The sequence below is a fragment of the Xanthobacter sp. 126 genome, assembly GCF_000526175.1.
Classification (GTDB): Bacteria; Pseudomonadota; Alphaproteobacteria; order Rhizobiales; family Xanthobacteraceae; genus Xanthobacter; species Xanthobacter aminoxidans.
The window spans coordinates 1333032-1351691 of the sequence record NZ_JAFO01000001.1; the positions used below are offsets into that span (position 1 = coordinate 1333032).

The 18660-nt window shown below is 62.0% G+C and carries 14 protein-coding genes, 1 tRNA gene and 3 pseudogenes; 9 read left to right on the plus strand and 9 right to left on the minus strand.

Features of this window, described 5'->3' with window-relative positions; genetic code table 11:
* Positions 1-91: 91 nt before the first annotated feature.
* Positions 92-351 (plus strand): annotated as a pseudogene (locus XAN126_RS0106220) (transposase); the annotation flags it as partial.
* Positions 352-515: 164 nt separating this feature from the next.
* On the opposite strand, the gene XAN126_RS0106225 reads toward XAN126_RS0106220, so the two are convergent.
* The 7 genes from XAN126_RS0106225 to XAN126_RS0106255 form a co-directional block, all read right to left on the minus strand.
* Positions 516-1817 carry an aminotransferase class III-fold pyridoxal phosphate-dependent enzyme gene (locus XAN126_RS0106225; RefSeq protein ID WP_024277737.1) on the minus strand — a complete coding sequence of 434 codons (1302 nt, stop codon included), beginning with the start codon at positions 1815-1817 and terminating at the stop codon, positions 516-518.
* Between the two features lie 284 nt (positions 1818-2101).
* A tRNA-Sec gene (locus tag XAN126_RS0106230) sits at positions 2102-2194 on the minus strand.
* Between the two features lie 19 nt (positions 2195-2213).
* Positions 2214-3194 (minus strand): thioredoxin-disulfide reductase, encoded by a 981-nt coding sequence (gene trxB, locus XAN126_RS0106235; RefSeq protein ID WP_024277738.1) that lies wholly within the window; start codon positions 3192-3194, stop codon positions 2214-2216.
* A 105-nt stretch (positions 3195-3299) separates the two neighbouring features.
* Positions 3300-4127, minus strand: a complete 828-nt coding sequence (locus XAN126_RS0106240; protein ID WP_024277739.1) for an amino acid ABC transporter ATP-binding protein — start codon at positions 4125-4127, stop codon at positions 3300-3302.
* A 20-nt stretch (positions 4128-4147) separates the two neighbouring features.
* The gene (locus XAN126_RS0106245; protein WP_024277740.1) at positions 4148-4828 is read right to left on the minus strand and encodes an amino acid ABC transporter permease; all 681 of its coding nucleotides are present in this window, start codon (positions 4826-4828) and stop codon (positions 4148-4150) included.
* Between the two features lie 38 nt (positions 4829-4866).
* Positions 4867-5535, minus strand: coding sequence for an amino acid ABC transporter permease (locus tag XAN126_RS0106250; RefSeq protein WP_024277741.1), 669 nt, complete (start codon positions 5533-5535; stop codon positions 4867-4869).
* A gap of 23 nt (positions 5536-5558) precedes the next feature.
* A complete protein-coding gene (locus XAN126_RS0106255; protein WP_197024009.1) occupies positions 5559-6404 on the minus strand; it encodes a transporter substrate-binding domain-containing protein in 846 nt (281 codons plus the stop codon).
* Between the two features lie 659 nt (positions 6405-7063).
* Here XAN126_RS0106255 and XAN126_RS0106260 point away from each other — a divergent pair.
* Positions 7064-7936 carry a MurR/RpiR family transcriptional regulator gene (locus XAN126_RS0106260; RefSeq protein WP_029876793.1) on the plus strand — a complete coding sequence of 291 codons (873 nt, stop codon included), beginning with the start codon at positions 7064-7066 and terminating at the stop codon, positions 7934-7936.
* Positions 7937-8117: 181 nt separating this feature from the next.
* On the opposite strand, the pseudogene XAN126_RS26875 reads toward XAN126_RS0106260, so the two are convergent.
* Positions 8118-8381, minus strand: a pseudogene (locus tag XAN126_RS26875) (transposase domain-containing protein); the annotation flags it as partial.
* Positions 8382-9057: 676 nt separating this feature from the next.
* Between XAN126_RS26875 and XAN126_RS0106270 the strand changes: the two are divergent.
* The 4 genes and pseudogenes from XAN126_RS0106270 (at position 9058) to XAN126_RS0106285 (ending at position 14874) form a co-directional block, all read left to right on the plus strand.
* Positions 9058-10254 (plus strand): hypothetical protein, encoded by a 1197-nt coding sequence (locus XAN126_RS0106270; RefSeq protein WP_024277745.1) that lies wholly within the window; start codon positions 9058-9060, stop codon positions 10252-10254.
* 165 nt (positions 10255-10419) lie between these two features.
* Positions 10420-12482: pseudogene (locus XAN126_RS26040) on the plus strand (ParB/RepB/Spo0J family partition protein).
* Positions 12483-12572: 90 nt separating this feature from the next.
* Positions 12573-13610, plus strand: coding sequence for a toprim domain-containing protein (locus XAN126_RS0106280; protein ID WP_024277746.1), 1038 nt, complete (start codon positions 12573-12575; stop codon positions 13608-13610).
* A gap of 340 nt (positions 13611-13950) precedes the next feature.
* On the plus strand, positions 13951-14874 hold the full coding sequence (locus tag XAN126_RS0106285; protein WP_024277747.1) for a DUF2493 domain-containing protein: 924 nt from the start codon (positions 13951-13953) through the stop codon (positions 14872-14874).
* Between the two features lie 49 nt (positions 14875-14923).
* Here XAN126_RS0106285 and XAN126_RS0106290 read toward each other — a convergent pair whose 3' ends face one another.
* The gene (locus XAN126_RS0106290) at positions 14924-15712 is read right to left on the minus strand and encodes an IclR family transcriptional regulator (protein WP_197024010.1); all 789 of its coding nucleotides are present in this window, start codon (positions 15710-15712) and stop codon (positions 14924-14926) included.
* A gap of 123 nt (positions 15713-15835) precedes the next feature.
* Between XAN126_RS0106290 and XAN126_RS0106295 the strand changes: the two genes are divergently transcribed.
* The 3 genes from XAN126_RS0106295 to XAN126_RS0106305 all read left to right on the plus strand — a co-directional run bounded on the left by XAN126_RS0106295 (position 15836) and on the right by XAN126_RS0106305 (position 18629).
* Positions 15836-16678, plus strand: a complete 843-nt coding sequence (locus XAN126_RS0106295) for a cyclase family protein (RefSeq protein WP_038225060.1) — start codon at positions 15836-15838, stop codon at positions 16676-16678.
* Between the two features lie 77 nt (positions 16679-16755).
* The gene (locus XAN126_RS0106300) at positions 16756-17697 is read left to right on the plus strand and encodes a 3-hydroxyacyl-CoA dehydrogenase family protein (RefSeq protein ID WP_024277750.1); all 942 of its coding nucleotides are present in this window, start codon (positions 16756-16758) and stop codon (positions 17695-17697) included.
* A complete protein-coding gene (locus XAN126_RS0106305) occupies positions 17694-18629 on the plus strand; it encodes a 3-keto-5-aminohexanoate cleavage protein (RefSeq protein WP_024277751.1) in 936 nt (311 codons plus the stop codon). Before XAN126_RS0106300 ends, XAN126_RS0106305 begins: the two co-directional genes overlap by 4 nt.
* Positions 18630-18660: the final 31 nt, after the last annotated feature.

The following is an 18660-nucleotide window of genomic DNA, read 5'->3' on the forward strand; positions in this document are numbered from 1 at the left end:
CAGGCGGAACCGAACCTAGCACTACTTTCGCGGATTAACGGATTGATAACGCTGACGCGCTGAGGTTCGCGCCCGAATTGGAGCGCAGACCATGGCGAGCGGGGATGGGGCGCTGAGGGAGTTTCTGAAGCCATTCGTCGCCCGGTTGGGGCACAAGAAGCGGCGGCAGATGTGTCCCCTCTATGTGTTGGGCCTGATCGGTCCGGGCGAGCGCAAGAGCATGCAGCCCATGGCCGAGCGGATCGATCCGGCACGGTACGACCGCTTCCACCATTTTATCTCGGACGGCCCTTGGACGGAGGCCCCCTCGGGGCAGAACTCGCCCACACGGCCAGCCGCCTCGTGGGCGGATCCGCATCTACGAGTATCTGCGCAGCCAGGGGTATGAGGGCAGCTACGATGCGCTGCGCCTACGTGCCCCTGAGCTTCGCGCCCGGTCCGACTACAACGGATCACGCCCGCACTCCGCAATCGGCTGGCAGACTCCCTCCGCCAGGAAAATCCTGAAGATGGAGTCAGTTGCAGGGACCGTCCCAGCGCAATTGTCCGGCAGCCCGCTCATAGGCAGAAATGACGTCCAGGACGTCTTGCTCCGTATGGGCGAGGGAGACGTAGATTTTATTGTCGCTCTTGAAGACGCCGCTCTTTCTAACCAGTGCGTTCAGCTGGCGAGTGAGGGGCACGTCGACATCCGTCATATCGCGGTGGTTGCGGATTTCCTGCTTCGAAGTGAACAGCGCATCGAACATTGGTGACTCGCCCGTCATGGCGACAGGCAGGCCAGCATTCTTCAAGGCGTTCTCGATTCCCTTCCAAATTGCGCGGCCGGTGGCAAAGAGGCGCTCGTATGTACCAGGCCGCTCCAGGACCTCCAGCGTCGCAAGGCCCGCGACAGCGGCGACCGGACTGCCGCTTAGAGTTCCGAGCTGCGGCATGAATCCATCGGAACCCACACGAGTTTTATCGAAATGCGCCATGATGTCGGCACGCCCCGCGATCGCAGCCAGTGCAAAGCCGCCTCCGACAACCTTGCCCAGTGTGCAGACATCAGGGATGACATCGTAGTACGTCTGCCCACCGCCATACGCGAGACGGAACCCTGTCACGACCTCGTCGAAGATCAGGACGATGCCGTACTCCTTGGTGATCTGCCTCAGCCCTTTCAGGAAGCCTGGAGCAGGAGGCAACAGTCGCTGCATCGGCTCGACGATTACGCCTGCGAGTTCGTCCCGGTACTGATGGATAAGCGTACACGCCGCATCGAGATCGTTGTAAGGCGCCACTAGCATGTCGTCCTTGAGGTGCTCCGGCACGCCTGCAGTATCGGACGCGGGGCGACCTGAATTGCTTGGCTTGTCGGGCCAGGTGCTCATGAGCGCCCAATCACTCATGCCATGGTAACCGCCCTCGAACTTGAGGATCCTGTTCCGCTTGCGGTAGGCGCGGGCCAAACGCATCGCATACGCGTCGGCCTCGGTACCGCTAGTCGTGAACCGAACCAGTTCCGCGCAAGGCAGCGCATCGACGATCTTCCGGGCGAGGCGAATGCCGTGTTCATTATTCGCAAAGAAGGTACTGCCTTGCTCCAACTGTTCGCGGACGGCTTTGTTGACGTCCGGATGGGCGTGGCCGATCAACATCGGACCGGAGCCGATCAGCAAATCGACATACTCGTTGCCGCTGACATCCCAGATGCGACCGCCAGCGCCCCGTCGGATAACAGTGTCGGTCGGCATGTTGCCGAAGGTGCCGGCCGGCAGCACAGACCTGGCAATATCGACGAGAGCGGCTTCCTCGGCTCCCACACCGTTGGTCATTCAATGCTCCTTTGCTTGTGTCATTGCGGTCTGATCCAGGCCGGATGGCTCAGTCTGCCGTGCGCCCACTTCTCGCGGCTGACGCTTTCGCGCCGTCAGGCCTGGTTGAAAATGTGGAGCAATCGGCATTGCTGCGAGGCTTCTAAATCTGCGCCGCATCCCAAACCAGACGCGCAACGGCCTGCTGCACTCATGGAGTTCGAACGGCAGAACAATGCGAAAGCCGACGGCGTCAAGAAGACTCGGGGCGGTGCAGCCGCTGCGACCGCGGCCAGATTAACAAGTGGCGGAAGAGTTAGGAGTCGAACCCAAGGGACCGCAAGCGACCCCTCGACGGATTTGAAGTCCGCGCGTCCCACCGGAGACGATACTCTTCCGCAATCCCCAGATGTGAGATCAGACAGTCACCTGAGCCAGCTGATGCTCCTTGGCCGTCCGCGTATGAGCCAGGAAACGTTCGGCGTCGAGTGCGCTCATGCAACCAGATCCGGCCGCCGTAATAGCTTGACGATAGACCGGATCCTGGACGTCTCCAGCCGCAAAGACGCCTGGGATGTTCGTCTTCTGCGTGCCTGGCGTCGTAACGATGTAGCCCTCGGCATCAAGCGTGAGCTGGCCTTTGAAGAGGTCCGTATTGGGCTGATGTCCAATCGCCACGAACACGCCCTGGAGCTCCGTATCGGAAAGCTCTCCCGTCTTTACGTTGCGAAGCCGAACGGCCCTGACGAGCTTAGAAGCAGGATCGTCGAGAATCTCATGAACAGTGCTATCCCATATGAGCTCGACCTTCTTGTTCTCGAACAGTCGCTCTTGAAGAATCTGCTCGGCCTTCAGGCTATCGCGTCGATGAATCAACGTCACCTTCGACGCGAAATTGGTCAGATAAAGCGCCTCTTCAACCGCGGTGTTTCCGCCTCCGACAACCGCAACGTGCCTGTTCCGGTAGAAAAAGCCATCACAGGTAGCGCAGGCGGATACGCCTAAGCCCATGAGCTTCTTTTCGCTCTCAAGCCCCAGCCACTTGGCACTCGCTCCAGTAGCCACGATCACGGTCTCGGAGATGTACTTATCGCCGGACTCGCCGCGAGCCGTAAAGGGCCGCGCGGAGAAATCGATCGCAGTGATACTGTCATCGACCGTCTGGGTGCCCATGTGGAGGGCCTGCGCATGCATCTGCTCCATGAGCCACGGCCCCTGGATTGTCTGCGCGAAGCCGGGATAGTTCTCAACGTCGGTGGTTATCGTGAGCTGCCCGCCCTGCTGCATGCCGCGAATCAGAATTGGCTTTAGGTTGGCACGGGACGCATAAATCGCAGCCGTGTAGCCGGCGGCGCCGGAGCCGATGATGAGAACCTTGGAGCGGTACGTGTTGGTCATTTTCGGTTCATTTCTATCAAGATAGAGCCCGTCAGGCCGTACGACTTCGACGCAGCGCATCACGAGACGCGTTTCTTATCGCGCCCACCGTGACCGACGTGCGCGTCAGAAGTAGAAATCAGTGAATCCCTCGAGAAACTTCTTCGTCCGCTCGGCATTCGGGTTCTTGAGCACCTGGTCCGGAGGTCCTTCTTCGAGGATCTTACCCTGGTGTAGAAACATCACGTGATTGGCACAGTGATATGCAAATCCAAGCTCGTGCGTGACGGATATCATCGTCATGCCTTCCTCAGCCAGATTGCGCACCACTCCAAGAACTTCGCCGACCAGTTCTGGATCGAGCGACGATGTAATTTCGTCAAAGAGCATAACATCTGGCTTCATTGCCAAGGAGCGCGCTATGGCAACACGCTGTTGCTGGCCACCCGAAAGACGGGATGGGTATTCATTTGCCTTTTCGAGCAGTCCGACCTTGCGGAGGTTTTCCTCCGCCCGAGCTGCTGATTCTGCGCGGCCGATTTTGAGAACAGTAGTTGGCCCTTCCATGACGTTTTGCATAACCGTCATATGGGGAAAAAGATTGAATTGCTGAAACACCATTCCCACGTGCGTACGCAATTGGGCGAGTTCGGATTCTTTATATTTGTACGTCGTGACACCGTTGAGTATACCATTCTCGCGGCCGATCGTCTTGCCTCTCAATTGGATGGAGCCGGCGCTCGGGTGATCCATGAAATTGAGACAGCGCAAGAAGGTGCTCTTACCGGAGCCGCTTGAGCCGATCAGGCAGATAACCTGCCCGCGGCGCACCTCCATATCCACGCCCTTAAGAACATGTAGTGTTCCAAAAGCTTTGTGGAGATTACTGACTTTAAGAATCGGACCGTCCTGGCCTGACTGCCCTTCGGCCGAGGCCAAATTGCCATTCTGCATGATAGCACCTTCTCGATCAATCACAGCGTGACCCCGTTGGTGAGTGCGAGACGCCTTTCCAGCCAGTAAGACGCCACTATCAGCGGATAGATCGCCAAAAAGTACATGCCTGCGACGACCGTGTATACCTCAAACGGCATGTAGATTGTATTCGCGAGCTCCTGACCGCGGAACATCAAATCGCCGACTGCAATGGTCGATGCCAGAGAAGTTCCCTTGACAGCTTCCACTACTCTGTTCGCGAACGCCGGGAGCATCCGTCGAACCGTGATGGGAAGGACAATCCTGCGCATCACCTGGGGATATTGCATGCCCAAGGCGTATCCTGCTTCCCACCTTCCGCGTTCGACCGACTGGATGCCTGCTCGAAAGATCTCGGCGAAGTAGGCCATCGTGTTGCAGCCGATCGCGATCACGGCGGATGAGAAGCCGTCGATGTGCTGATCCAGAATGACAGGAAGCGCATAATAGAACCAGACAAGCTGGACAAGGATGGGTGTGTTGCGAAAGACTTCGATGAATGCAGTGGCGGGCCAGTTCAAAATGCGTCGCTCAGAATGTCGCGCGATGCCGATCAGCATACCCCCGACGATCGCGAAGCAAAAGACTGCTACGCTAAGCTGGATCGTGACGAGAAGTCCATCCAGAAAGACGCGATAATACTGAGGCATCGCCTCCCATCGCCAGGTAAAATCACGCATTGGAATTTTCCGTATTTTGGCACGGGGTGTCGATCATTCTAGAATCTCGAAAGATGAAGCTTTGCCTCGATACGACGCATGATCATCGACAAAGTAGTGAGAAACACGAAGAAAAACGCGGCGAGGAGCGAGAAAATCTCGATCGGCCGGAAAAGCTGCGCGCTTAGGACAAGCGAGTTATACAGGAGCTCCCCGTAGGTGATGACCGACGCTTGTGTCGTCGCCTTCGTGAGCTCGAAGGTGCGTTCCATTAGCGGCGGGATCATTCGGCGAAAGGCCTGCGGCAGGATGATGCGCTGGAGCAGCTTGGCACTGCTCATGCCGAGCGCTCGGCCACCTTCCCATTGGCTCTTATCGATAGAGACAATACCCGCGCGATAGGCCTCGCTGAAGAACGCACTCGCTTGCACCCCCAGCGTGAGGCACGCGGCCGTGAAAGGAGTAAGTGTTACTCCAATCACGATTGGCAGGGCGAAATACACCCAGAAGAGCAGCACCATCGCCGGTGAGGCTCTCAAAAACTCGACCAGGGCAATAACTGGATACCGTAGGAACCAGAATCTAGACAGCCGAAGGATCACCAGCACAAGCCCGAGAACAATGGCAATTGCCAGAGCCGAAAATCCAAGCCGCAGCGTGTTGATAAATCCTACGACGAGGACATCACTGTACTTAAAAACAAGACCGAAGTTCCACTCGTATGCCACGAGACTGCCCCTATAACGAGTTCTTACTTCGCCTGCGCGGCCGGGGCGCGCATCTCTTCGAGCGTGATCGGCGGAACCAACGATGGATCGAGACCCCGCTTCTTGACGAAGTCGTAGTAGATCTCCGCGGTATCGCCACGATAGTAGTAGTACTGCATGGCGACCGTCAGCCAGTCACGCCAACGTTTGTCGGTTTCCTTACGAACGCCGATCGACATGGTGGATACGCTAGCCGGCATCGGCAGGACGACTTTGTATTTGTCGAGATGGTCTCTATTCGAGAACAGTAGCGACATCGAGGGGCCGCCGACCCCCTGAGAGCGGCCTGCATAGAACGAAGCGAGCGACTCCGCGTAGGTCTTGGACCGCTCAATATTGGCCTTTGGTAGCAGTTTGGTGATCGCCCGGTCGTTCGAGCTGCCCAAGGCAACGCCGATCGTCGTCTGCGGATTATTCAACTCGGCCCACGTGGTGATCTTGCTGTCCTTGGGCAGTAGCACGCCCACGGCGTAGTAGAGAAGCGTTCCTTCCGCGAAATCTGCCGCCAGCGCTCGTTGAGGCGTAGCGTCCAGCGCAACCATCATGTCGTAGTTGTTCGCCTGAAGTCCGGCGACGCCATTGGCCCAGGTGGTCTCGACACACTCCCACTTGACCTGGAGTTCCTCGGCGAGCTTTGCAGCGATCCCGGGGCCGACGCCACTCCATTCACCCGTCGCGGGATCCTTGTAGAACCACGGCTCGGAAACTGCGCAGCCGGCCCGTATTTTTCCGGTTTTCTGGATACGGTCCCAAGTGGACTCCTCGGCTTTCGCGGCCCCACAAAATGCCGCCATCGCGATCGCGAGCACGGCCACGCGCTTCAATGTCATCGTCATTCCCCTCATTTTTTGGTCAAAATGTTCGATATGGTATCCATGAGCAAACGTCTTTGACAACGTAATGGTACAAAAATTTCATCCCTTGTACAGCCCCTTTTGCCGAGTTTCGGATCTGGGGCGCTCAACCTCCGGCGTTTTAGCGTTATGGGCGGCCGTCAGCATCTCGCAATGGCGCCATTCGAATGCTGGTTTAATTGGTATATTCGCTCTCTCCCAGTTTGCCGCCAGCGAATGATGCCGAATGAGAGGCAAGGGAGATTTCGGCGTCGGGGGCCCCGTGATCTGACTGCGGCCAGGCGCGACGATCGTGGCCGAAATACAAACGTTCGTGCCGTTCGCCATGAAAATTGGTGCCTCATGGTGGCCTTCGTGGTATCGACGATCGACGATCGAGAGAGCCCTATTATGGTTCGAGACCTGAAAGAGACGCCTTAGGCATGTTTTCACGCTGGGCCACAGCATTGGAAGCGGCAAAGCCTATCAAAGGGGATATGACGGCTAGCCTACTTGCCCTCCAATAATCCGGAATTACGAAGACTGGCCAACGCAGGCAGCTTCCTGCGGATGGTCGAGCGCGAATTTCCAGCACGAGCACATCGTACCATATGTGAATAGGACGAGCAAAAATGACAATAAAGCGGGACACGAGTATGCGCGATCTTCAAAATCGGATGGTTGAATCGATTCCCAATCTCAGCCCCCAGCTGAGGAAGGCCGCAACGTTCGTGCTGGATAATCCGAGCCTGGTAGGCGTCAGTTCAATTAGCGACTTCGCCGACGCCGCGCAGATCAAGCCAAACACCCTCGTTCGGCTTGCTCGCGCTCTCGGGTACGAAGGCTATGAGGCCTTTCGTGAGCCATTTCGCGAGGCGATTCTGAAAGAGCGCCAGGACTTCCCCGATCGCGCACGCTGGCTGCAATCCATCGCGCGGAAGGGGCGATATGGTGAGTTGTTCGGGGATATGGCTAACGGCGCTCTTTCCAACATCGAGGCGCTATATGCCGGTATTACCCTTGAGAACGTTAAAGCCTCCGCGGAGCTGATTCTGCACGCGAGGCGCACTTTTGTTCTTGGCGTTGGGGTATCGAACTCGGTAACAAGAAACTTCGCGTACTTGTGCGGCATGGCGATTGAAACTGTAACCGCACTTCCTCGTGAAGGAAACCTGCCGATCGATGATATCGATAGGGTGCAGCCGGACGACGTGCTGGTCGCGGTAAATTTTCACCCCTATCGACGTGAAGTTGTTCAGGCGGCTCGACTAGCCCGCGAACGCGGGGCTTACGTTATTGCCGTAACGGATAGTATGGCAGCCCCATTTGCCGCGGGTGCAGCATATGTTTTCACAGTGCCTACGCATACAGCTCAATTTTTCACTTCTACCGTTGCTCTCACGGCACTTTTCGAAACCCTCATGGCTTTTATCGTTGCCGATGCGCCGACGGACGTCGTGTCACACATTGAGAGTTTTCATCAGCGCAGACAGAAGCTGGGTGTGTATTGGAGCGACGAGGATCGCTGAGTTCTACGCCGGAACATTTGCGAGCGTGGACCTGGCGAGGGGCGTCGTACCGCTCCACCTGGCTTGCCCGACAATTCCCATTGTGACGCTTAAGCGCTTCGCCTGATGCGATTTCATACTTGGTAATCTGTTGCGTCCGTCCGTTCAGCAGGGGCGCGCAATCTCCTCGGTTGCGATCCCATCATTGGTCACGGATCGCGCAGGCCCCCTGGATCGACACCTGCCCCTCGCTGCGCACTGCGTCGGCGAGCTCGCTCTTGCGATAGGCCCATGGCATGAGGTCGTCGATGCGGCTGTTGCGATGGCCGTTGACGATGCGGGTGATGATGTCAGCGAGGTAGGCCTGGGGGTCGATGCCGTTGAGCTTGCAGGTCTCGACGAGCGAGGCGATGACGGGGGTGAGGCCCTCCCAGCGCGAGCGCGCATAGCGGATCGCTTCGGCGAGCGTGGCCGGCGTGTGCCGAACACGGCATTCAGATGCCACGCTCTACATTCGGACGACAAAGCGCGAGGGCAGGGTGACCGCGGCCATGCGTTCGTTGATGTCGCGCGCGGGGAGTGGAAGGCGCTCGTACGGCGTGTCTGAGCGAGGCCAGTATATTATATAATAACGTCAATCACATATGCGTTCGCGGTTTCATTCCGTCCGGCGCGCCATTAAATCAATGACTTAGCCCAAGTTCACCGTTTCAGTTTCCGGATTTGAAACGGTTTTGGCTGAAGTTTGCCATTGGGCCGCATTGCCCACGATCCTCTACGATGCGCTTTCCACACGTCGGTCGGATGTGGCTGTAGGCAATAGCCAGCGCTTCTCCGAAGGCGATCGGAAAAGGGTTTTCCGCGCCGACTTTAGGCTGGGCCAGCGGGACCTAAGGCTTAGCCATGCCGGGAAGCAGCCGGATAATATGTCAGGCGTACTTCTGTTGCGGTCCCGCGCGGCTGCCTGCTCGAAGACATCTCCGAGAGCCTCGATGGGGTTTGGTGGAAGCTCTCGGCGGACGCAAATCGACCACCCTGGACGAGCCAGGTCGTCCGCTGAGAGTGAGAGGTTGGATCGGAATTTCTCGACGGGTTGAGGACCGGGAGAGAGCTTTCCGGCGCCCGTCGTGGAGTTTGATCCCATGACTGATGTTCAGGTTCTGGATGGACGCCGCGATGCGGCGGGCGGGTACAGGGTGGATGCGAGCCGCGGCGAGCGGAACGGCCGTGTGTCATCCGAATGGTTTTCCCGGCCGGCGGACGAGCGCTACCTGTCCCTGTCTGAGCTGTACGGCGCGGTGCGAGGTCGCTCCGACCGAAGCCGGACGCGAACCGTGGAGAGCGCCGCCATCCGCGTCGAGGCGAGCCGCGAGGCGCCGGACCGGCTGACGCTCGCGCTGCCAGGGACGGAGGCTCCTGTTGCCCCCACCCATTGGAGCTTCGGCCAGCTCGCCAGCCTCATTGGGGCACCGGCGGCCTATTTGCGTCAGCTCCCGGCGCCGCTCGCCGGCATCAACCTGCAGCACGGCCTGCTGACGCACCGTGCTGAGCAGGTCAAGACGCTGGAGGTGGAGGACGGCCGGGTTGAACTCCGGGCAGTGACCGGCCCTGACTACGGCCGCATCTATGACCATGAGCTGGTGGACGCCGTGCGCCGCATCGCCGGCAACGGCACCGGCGACACCCGCTGGAAGGTGCCGGGCGTGCTCGACTGGTCGACCGGCATCTACAATCCCCGCGTCGACATCACGAAGGACACCACCACCCTCTATGCCTCGGACCGGGACGTCTTCCTGTTCCTCGTGGATGACCTCAATCCCATCGAGGCCGGTCGGCTGCCGGACGGTTCCCCCGACCTGTTTTTCCGAGGCTTCTATTGCTGGAACTCCGAGGTGGGGGCGAAGACGCTGGGCATCGCCAGCTTCTATCTCCGGGCGGTCTGCCAGAACCGGAACCTGTGGGGTGTCGAGGATTTCGAGGAGATCACCATCCGCCACTCGAAGTATGCCGCATCCCGCTTCGCCCATCAGGCCGCGCCGCCCCTGGAGCGCTTTGCCAATTCCTCCCCCATGCCCTTCGTCAACGGCATCAGGGCGGCGCGCGAGCGCATCGTGGCACGCAGCGACGAGGATCGCACCGAGTTCCTGCGCCGCAAGGGCTTCTCCAAGGCGGAGACGCAGAAGGTGATCGACACCGTGCTCGCCGAGGAGGGCCGGAAACCCGAGAGCATCTTCGACTTCGTGCAGGGCATCACCGCGGTGGCGCGGGACAAGCCGCACCAGGACGCCCGCCTCGATCTGGAGGCCCGGGCGAAGAAGCTCCTCGACCGGGCCGCCTGAGATCCGCAAAGCCGGAGATGCGGATTGTCGTGTCTCCGGCTTTGCGTTGTTCCGGATCGTCGGTTCTGCAGCGCTGCCTTCAGAGGAAGAGGGCGGCGCCGTGCTTCGTGACGGGTTGGAGGTCAGAGAGAGGTTCTCCGGCCGCCCGTCGCGGAGACGCACCCCATGGCCACGGCTGTTCAGAAGATCACCCTTTCGTCCTCGCGGGACATCCCCTTCAACAAGCTGGTGCTCAGCCAGTCCAACGTTCGCCGGGTGAAGGCGGGCATTTCCATCGAGGAACTCGCCGAGGACATCGCCCGACGCGGTCTGCTCCAGGGCCTCAACGTCCGCGCCGTGGTCGATGCCGATGGCGTCGAGACCGGCATGTACGAGATCCCCGCCGGCGGGCGGCGCTATCGGGCGCTGGAGCTTCTGGTGAAGCGCAAGCGCCTCGCCCGGACCGCGCCAGTGCCCTGCATCGTCCGCGAGGGCGGCATCGCCGAGGAGGATTCCCTGGCCGAGAACGTCCAGCGCGCACCGCTGCATCCCCTCGACCAGTTCCGCGCCTTCCTCGCCCTTCGGGAGAAGGGCCAGTCGGAGGAGGAGATCGCGGCGGCCTTCTTCGTCTCCGTCGCGGTCGTGAAGCAGCGGCTGAAGCTCGCCTCCCTTTCTCAAAAGCTGCTCGACACCTATGCCGAGGATGGCCTCAGCCTCGACCAGCTCATGGCATTCACCGTGTCGGGCGACCATGAGCGGCAGGAGCAGGTGCTGGAGCGTCTCGCCCAGACTTACGACAAGCAGCCCTATGCCATCCGGCGCATGCTGACCGAAGGCGCGGTTCGGGCCTGCGACAAGCGGGCCCGCTTCATCGGCATCGAAGCCTACGGGACGGCCGGCGGCACGGTGCTGCGCGACCTGTTCCAGAGTGATGATGGCGGTTGGCTGCAGGACGTAACCCTCGTCGACCGGATGGTGGCGGAGAAGCTTGCCGCTGATGCCGAGGCGATCCGGAGTGAAGGCTGGAAGTGGATCGAGGTGGCGCCGGACTTCGCCTATGGCCACACTTACGGCCTGCGCCAGTTGCGGGGCGAGCCCGCGTCGGTGACCGAGGAGGAGGAGGCTGCACGAGAGACCGCCCAGGCGGAATACGATCGTCTGTCCGACCAACATGCCGATGCCGACGATCTGCCGGAGGAGGTGGATGCACGGCTCGGCGAGCTTGAAGCGATGCTGGAGGCCTTCGAGACGCGGCCCCTTGCGTTCGATCCGGCGGAGGTGGCCGCGCCGGCGCCTTCGTCAGCATCGCCCAGGACGGCAAGCTCCGGGTGGAGCGGGGTTATGTCCGCCCGGAGGACGAGGTGCCGGTCGAAGAGGAGCATGCCACTTCCACCGAGACCGATGATGCAGACCATGTGGCATCGACTTCTCTCCAGCAGGCGGCCACACCCGATGCCCCTGCTGAGCCCGAGGAGGAGGACGGCCTCACTCCGATCTCCGACCGGTTGCTCACGGAGCTGACGACCCATCGGACCCTCGGCCTGCGCCATGCGCTGGGCGAACAGCCCGACATCGCATTCCTCGCGGCGGTCCACGCCCTGACGCTGAAGGCCTTCTACGCCTATGGCTCGGATAGCTGCCTCGAGCTCGATCTCAAGAGCGTGTCGTTCAACGCCCAAGCACCGGGCCTCAACGGCAGCGTCTCGGCTGAGGCCATCCGCGTCCGGCACGAGAGCTGGGCGAAGGCGTTGCCCAAGGAGCCGGGTGCGCTCTGGGACACCCTGGGCGGCTGGGACCATGACAGCCGCGCCGCCTTGTTCGCCCATGTGGTGAGCCTCTCGGTCAATGCGGTGCATGAGGCGTGGAACCGGCGTCCACGCGCCTTCGCCCATGCCGACCGGCTGGCGCAGGCGGTGTCACTCGACATGGCGGCCGCCGGATGGAAGCCCACCGTCGACACCTTCCTCGGCCGGGTGACCAAGGCCCGCATTCTGCAGGCGTTGACCGAGGCCAAGGGGGAACGTTTGGCGGAGCGGATCGCCCACCTCAAGAAGGGCGACATGGCCCGGGAGGCCGAAACGCTTCTCGCCGACAGCGGCTGGCTCCCGGAAGCCCTGCGGACCCAGCCCTGCGACACCGCTGGCGAAGAGACGGCGGAGATCGACGGCGAAACGGCCATAGGCGACAGCGGGGACCTCGCCGATAGTGAGGAGCCCGAAGCGGTCTCTCCCCCGATCGCTGCCGAATAATCCTCCCGGGCAACCTGGCCCGCCGCTCGTCGCCTCGCGCTCCCCCTGTCGCGTGGCCCGGACGGCGGGCCATTCTATTGGAGCTTCCCCATGAAGGATGCTGCGCACGACCTCACCCGGCGGCTGGGGCGGCAGGCAGAGGCTGTCTGCCGCCATTATCTCTCCGCAGGCCGGCGGCAGGGTCACTATTGGCAGGTGGGAGATGCCCGCAATGCGCCCGGCCGCTCCATGTTCGTGCGGCTGCGAGACAGTGCACATGGCCCGGCCGGAAAATGGACCGATGCGGCCACGGGGGAGCACGGTGACCTGCTCGACGTGATCCGCGAAAGCCGGGGCCTATCCAACTTCAGCGATGTGGTCGCCGAGGCCCAAGCATTTCTGCGCCTTCCGCCAGCCTTACGATACGCGGAAGCCCCCCCTCGCACACGGCCATGCTCCCCGCGAGATCCGGTTATCTCGGCACATCGACTGTTCGCTGCAGCACAGCCTATTCCGGGCACAATCGTGGAGACGTATCTGCGGAACCGCGGCATCACGGCTTTGCACGAAACCGGCAGCCTGCGCTTTCACCCGCGCTGCTACTATCGTCCAGATGCACACGGGTCCACTCAACTCCTGCCAGCCATGATCGCGGCCGTCGCCGATCTCACGGGACGGATCATGGGCATCCACCGGACATGGCTCGCTCCGGATGGATCGGACAAGGCCACCATCGCCACACCCCGGCGCGCTATGGGCCACCTGCTGGAGCATGCGGTTCGCTTCGGCAGGGCTGACGATGTGATGGCCGCCGGCGAGGGCATCGAAACCATCCTTTCCGTGCGCACGGCGCTGCCCAACCTCCCCATGGCCGCGGCGCTCTCGGCCGCGCACCTTGCCGCCATCGCCTTCCCATCTGGATTGCGACGGCTCTACGTCGTCCGCGACACCGATCCGGCCGGCAACAAAGCGCGAGGCAGCCTCACCGCACGAGCGAACTCCGCCGGAGTCGAGGCCATCGTGCTCTCGCCCACGCTCGGCGACTTCAACGAGGATCTGCGCGCCTTTGGCGTCGACACTATGCGAGCTGAAATCAGATGCCAGCTTGCTCCCGAAGACGTCGCCCGCTTCATGCTGCGGAGCTCGTAATCTGGAGTGGCAGGGAGCGGGGATGCTCTCACACCGCGCTCTGGTGCCCACCGACATCGGAGAAGCCCGCAGCCAGGCCTTCCAGAGGGCGATCGGCCGGCAAGCGGGCCCGACCGGCAATGGCTGCGGCCGACGATTTTCCGGCGGCGGTGCTTCCCCACGACGCGGGCGTCGCGGGGCCCCGACACGCGCCTTTCCATCGCGAAACAAAATCGCCGGCCTCCGCCATCCTCCGCTCACGCTCCGGCCCCGCGCTTCCCGCGGGGTGCAGGTACGTCCCGCCCGCCGGCTTCGTCGCCATGAAGGCCGCAAGGCTGCGGTCCAACCGACAGAGCCTCCCATGAGCACCGAGCACGACGAGCCCCACCACGCTTCTTCGCCCACGGATCAGCTGCTGCAGGAGCTTCAGCTCTACGGCTATCGCCCGCTCAACGACGAGCCTGATCCCCGGCCGCTTCCCGAGGCCGCCCGTGTCACCGGCGCCATCGTCGACATCTTCGACGCTCTCATCGCGACGCTGCAGGATACCCGCCTCGAGCCGGATCTTCCCGATCTCCTGTGGTCGACGGTCCATCTCTTCCACCGTGCCGCCGGCCGACTCTCGGGCACCCTTGACGACAACGAGCAGGGCCAGCGCCGCAGCCAACAGGAGCAGGACGGCAGCGAGGTGCGCTCGGTGGAACTGGAACGCCTCATCGCCGAGGGGCAGAGCCTCGTGGAGCGGCGCGACGCCTTCGAGCAAATGCGCGACGAGGCCGCCGATGCCTTCGAGCGCCACACCGGCTCAGCCTGGCGCCCACGCACCGGATCCCTGGTGAACCATCGGCACCTCACCGCAGCCCTCATCGACAGCCGCGATTTCCTCGCTGCCCGCAGGCGCGCTGAGAGCGAGGTGCTGATACCCGCAGGTCCGAAGATCGCCTTCTCCGGTGGCGACACGGCCGATCACAGGCTCATCTGGGCCAAGCTCGACCAGGTCCATGCCAAGCACCCGGACATGGTGCTGCTGCATGGCGGTTCGCCCAAGGGCGCCGAGAGGATCGCGGCCTGCTGGGCCGATGCCCGCAAAGTGCCGCAGGTGGCCTTCAAGCCCGATTGGACAAAGCACGCCAAGGCCGCTCCCTTCAAGCGCAACGATCAGATGCTGTCGGTCATGCCCATCGGGGTCATCATCTTCCCCGGCACGGGAATCCAGGACAATCTTGCCGACAAGGCCCGCAAGCTCGGCATCCCGGTCTATCGCTTCGGGGGTGGCGGCGCGTAAGCGCTGCTTGGCAGCCGAATATTGTTCAAATATTCGGATCCAAGATAAGTCACGCCACGCGGAAATTTTTGTTACCAGCCCCCAACTCTTCGATGATCTGGCTCTTGTGAGCCTGCAGATGGCGGATTGCATCATCTCGCACGAGTTCAAAGCGTGAGGTGGGAACGGGGATGGAGATCGAATAGATTCCGCCTGCGGCATCGCGGAAGCCGATGCCCACGGCACTGATCCCGACGGTGTGCTCCTCGTGATTGAAGCCGATGCCCGTCCGTCGCACCTCGGCGATTTCGGCGAGCACGGCGTCCAGTCGTTTCGTGCCGGGAAGTTCCTTGCGAACCAGGGCCCGTGCTCGCTCGGGTTCGAGCAGAGCAAGGCAGCATTTGCCGTTGGCCGTATTTGTCAGCGGAAAAATGTCACCGACCGCCGAGACCGCCCGCAGCCTGTGCGTTCCCGTCACCTGATCGAGGAAGAGCACCTCGCTCCCGCGCAGCACGGAGAAGTCCACGGTCTCGCCCGTCGCCTGGGAGAGCGCGACGATGTGGGCGCGCACCTGCTCGACGATGTCGATCTTTCCCGAGCGTGAGAGCGCGTGGATCTCCGGCCCGAGGCGGTAGCCGCCTTCCGGACCTGCGGAAATCACCAGGTCCTCCTCCAGCAGGGCATTGACGATCCTCTGCACGGTCGAGCGCGGGAGACCCACCCGGCCTGCGATCTGCGCAAGGCTTAGGCCGGAACGCACGTTCTTCAGCGACCGCAGGATGGCCGCCGCCCGCGCAATCACCTGGATCCCGCCCCCTTCGCGGATGGCCGCTCCCTCCTCCGTCATCGCCCGCTCCATGGATGTGTATCGCATCACAATACACATGTATCATTCTGTTTGACCACTCCCTTCGTGCGCCATATCCCTGAAGCAACGAAAAAGATCCGCCCTCGCCGAGGGCAAGACGCTGGGAGGCGTTGAATGAGTGTCACGATCCGTGGCATCGAGTTCCAGTCGAATCTTCACAACGACATGGGACTCAAGTTCTATAATCTGTCACACCGCTTCGGTTTCCAGTCTCCGAACTGGCCGTATTTCCAGGATGTGCAGATCGAACGCATCCATTACATGGCAAAATCGGGGGTCCTGACCCAGCGCATCACCACCACGATGCACAACACGACCCATATCGATGCCCCGGCCCACGTGGTGGAAGGCACACCCTTCATCGATGAAGTTCCCTTGCCGCATTTCTTCGGCACCGGGATCGTCGTCTCGATCCCGAAGAAGAAGTGGGAGCCCATCACCTACGAGGATCTTGAAGAGGCCGCCGGGGTACATGTGCGCCCGGGCGACGTGGTCATCGTCAATACCGGCTGGCACAAGCTCTACGACGACAATGCGGAGTATTTCTGCTACGCGCCGGGCTTTGTTGCCTCGGCCGGTGACTGGTTCGTCGAAAAGCGGGTGAAGGTGGTCGGCCACGATACCCAGGCCAATGACCATCCGCTGGCCACCGCCATCGGACCCCACCGCAACGGCCCGCTGCATCCTCACCTTGCCGAAGAATACAAGGCGTGGTCCGGCGGCCGGGACTGGAAGGAGGACCACCCCGAGTGGGAGCCGGTCCACCGCAAGCTCTTCACCAACGGCATTCTCGGCATCGAAAATGTAGGCGGCGATCTCGATGCCGTCACCGGAAAGCGCGTGACCTTCGCCTTCTTCCCCTGGAACTGGGACCGAGGCGACGGCTGCATCATCCGCCTCGTCGCCATTGAAGATCCCCAGCAGGCGTACCGCATCGAGGCGGGCACCCCCCTCTAAGCAGCACCCGACCTGACCTGTTCCGGCATCCAGCCGGGACGGGTCGCACCCTGCAGCAGATGCAGGAGGAGAAGGGCATGACCACACAGCCAATCACAGCCATTGTCGGCGCCGGCCTCATGGGCCATGGCATCGCTCAGGTGTTCGCGGCGCGGGGGTACGAGGTCCGGGTGTTCGACCCGATGCCAGAGGCGCTGGCGTCCCTGCGCTCGCGCATCGGTGCCAATCTCTCCGCACTGGGGCAGGACCCTGCCGCCGCGCAGCGGGTTCTGCCTTGCCAGAAGCTCGCGGATGCCGTTGCCGGCGCTGACCTCGTCATCGAAGCGGCGACCGAGAACCTCGACGCCAAGCGCGCCCTGTTCACCGAAATCGAGGCCGGCGTCCCGGCCGATGCCATTCTCGCCACCAACACCTCCGTCATCCCCATCGGCAGCATCATGGCCGGCCTCGCCCGGCCGGAACGGGCGCTCGGCACCCATTGGTGGAACCCGCCCTATTTGGTCCCGCTGGTCGAGGTGATCGGGACGGAGCGCACGGCGCCGGACATCGTCGCGCGCACCATGGACATCCTCGCCGCAGCGGGAAAGACGCCGGTCCATGTGCGTCGGGACGTGGCGGGCTTCGTCGGGAACCGGCTGCAGCACGCGCTGTGGCGGGAGGCCATCTCCCTCGTGGAAGAGGGCGTCTGCGATGCCGCGACGGTGGACGCGGTGGTCAAGGCCAGCTTCGGGCTGCGCCTCGCAGTCCTCGGGCCGCTGGAGAATGCGGACCTCGTAGGCACCGACCTGACCCTCGCCATCCATGAGACGATCCTGCCCGCGCTCAATCGCGATCCCGCGCCCTCGGCCTATCTGCGCGATCTCGTCGCGCGAGGCCGGCTCGGCATGAAGTCCGGAGAAGGTTTTCGCCGCTGGGAGGCGGGGGATGCCAATCAGCTGCGCGCTGCGCTCGTGCACCATCTGAAGGACGCAGTGCGCAAGGCCGGCCAAGGAGTCCCCGGCCAAGGAGAAGAAGCGTGAAACGGGTCAACAAGGTCATCATCACCTGCGCCATCACCGGGGGGATTCATACCCCCACCATGTCGCCCGCCCTGCCGTTCACGCCCGAGGACATCGCGGCCCAGTCCATCGCCGCCGCGGAGGCCGGCGCGGCCATCCTGCACCTGCACGCCCGAGATCCGAAAGACGGCCGCCCGACGCCGGACCCGAAGGTCTTCATGCAGTTCCTGCCGGTCATCAAGCAGGCGACCGATGCGGTGCTGAACATCACGACCGGCGGGAGCCTGAACATGAGCGTCGAGGACCGCCTCGCCGCCCCGCTGGCGGCGCGCCCGGAAATGTGCTCGCTCAATATGGGCTCCATGAATTTCGGCATCCACCCGCTGGCCGATCGCTACAAGGACTGGCGGTTCGATTGGGAGGAGCCCTACCTTCGAAGCACCGACGACTTCATTTTCCGCAACACCTTCCGTGACATCGAGCGGATTCTGAAGCTCCTCGGCGAGGAGCACGGCACACGCTTCGAGCACGAATGCTACGACGTCGGCCACCTCTACAACCTCGCCCACTTTGTGGACCGGGGGCTCGTCAAACCCCCGTTCTTCGTCCAGACGATATTCGGCATCCTGGGCGGCATCGGTCCCGAAATGGACAACGTGCTGTTCATGAAGCGCACCGCAGACCGTCTGTTCGGTGCGGACTATGTCTGGTCGGTGCTCGCCGCCGGGCGGCACCAGATTCCGGTCGCAACTCAAGCGGCGATGCTGGGAGGAAATGTGCGCGCGGGGCTGGAGGACAGCCTTTTCATCGGCCGCGGACAGCTCGCTGCGAACAATGCCGAGCAAGTGAGGAAAGTCCGCAAGATCCTGGAAGAGCTCGGCCACGAGATCGCGACGCCAAGCGACGCGCGGTCGATGCTCGCCCTCAAGGGAGGTGACCGCGTCGGTTTCTGAAGTGTCGAACAATCATAAAATCTGGGAGGAA

Bases quoted from the DNA above. Each gene is read 5' to 3' on its own strand.
- XAN126_RS0106260 (WP_029876793.1), top strand. From the start codon at position 7,064: ATGCGCGATCTTCAAAATCGGATGGTTGAATCGATTCCCAATCTCAGC.
- XAN126_RS0106290 (WP_197024010.1), bottom strand. From the start codon at position 15,712: ATGGAGCGGGCGATGACGGAGGAGGGAGCGGCCATCCGCGAAGGGGGC.
- XAN126_RS0106295 (WP_038225060.1), top strand. From the start codon at position 15,836: ATGAGTGTCACGATCCGTGGCATCGAGTTCCAGTCGAATCTTCACAAC.
- XAN126_RS0106300 (WP_024277750.1), top strand. From the start codon at position 16,756: ATGACCACACAGCCAATCACAGCCATTGTCGGCGCCGGCCTCATGGGC.
- XAN126_RS0106255 (WP_197024009.1), bottom strand. From the start codon at position 6,404: ATGACATTGAAGCGCGTGGCCGTGCTCGCGATCGCGATGGCGGCATTT.
- XAN126_RS0106245 (WP_024277740.1), bottom strand. From the start codon at position 4,828: ATGCGTGATTTTACCTGGCGATGGGAGGCGATGCCTCAGTATTATCGC.
- XAN126_RS0106285 (WP_024277747.1), top strand. From the start codon at position 13,951: ATGAGCACCGAGCACGACGAGCCCCACCACGCTTCTTCGCCCACGGAT.
- XAN126_RS0106240 (WP_024277739.1), bottom strand. From the start codon at position 4,127: ATGCAGAATGGCAATTTGGCCTCGGCCGAAGGGCAGTCAGGCCAGGAC.
- XAN126_RS0106280 (WP_024277746.1), top strand. From the start codon at position 12,573: ATGAAGGATGCTGCGCACGACCTCACCCGGCGGCTGGGGCGGCAGGCA.
- XAN126_RS0106270 (WP_024277745.1), top strand. From the start codon at position 9,058: ATGACTGATGTTCAGGTTCTGGATGGACGCCGCGATGCGGCGGGCGGG.
- XAN126_RS0106225 (WP_024277737.1), bottom strand. From the start codon at position 1,817: ATGACCAACGGTGTGGGAGCCGAGGAAGCCGCTCTCGTCGATATTGCC.
- trxB (WP_024277738.1), bottom strand. From the start codon at position 3,194: ATGACCAACACGTACCGCTCCAAGGTTCTCATCATCGGCTCCGGCGCC.